Below are 462 nucleotides of genomic sequence, written 5' to 3' on the forward strand. Positions count from 1 at the left end.
TTGGTGGCCAGGGCCAGGCCACTGTCGCCGGCGCCCAGGTTGAGATCGGTGACCAGCACGTCGATGCGCTGCAAAGGGTCGTCGAGGATGGCCAGGGCATCCTCGGCATTGCCGGCCTCGAGGAAGTCGATCCCAGCTGCTTCGAAGAAGTCGGCGAGGGTAAGGCGCACCATAGCGTCGTCCTCGACCAGCAGCACCGCCATCGTCTTGGTTCCTTCGATCCCAAGTTTCACTACCTGTAGGCGAAACACTGCTCCCGCTTCGGGGATGCGTGAAATCACGCATTTGGAACCTTACGAGTAAGTTACCCGCATAGGTTGTGGTGGGAATTTCTTGCATCCTTCGGTTGTGGAGATGCCCTGAGCGTCGTGTTGGCGGCGTGCTGCGGTTAGGCGGTTAAGAGACCGCCCGCACCCGCCGACTACCCTGCAGCATGACCTTGTTCCCGGATCCGGCCTCACC

General features: G+C 61.0%; 1 protein-coding gene. It reads right to left on the minus strand.

Translation table 11 applies throughout. The features are described 5' to 3' along the window. Window positions 1–203: response regulator (locus JMJ56_RS33310; protein WP_202836147.1), on the minus strand; the 203-nt coding region annotated here is incomplete at its 3' end. Window positions 204–462 lie beyond the last annotated feature (259 nt).

Source organism: Belnapia arida (assembly GCF_016773205.1).
In the GTDB taxonomy this organism is placed as follows: Bacteria; Pseudomonadota; Alphaproteobacteria; order Acetobacterales; family Acetobacteraceae; genus Belnapia; species Belnapia arida.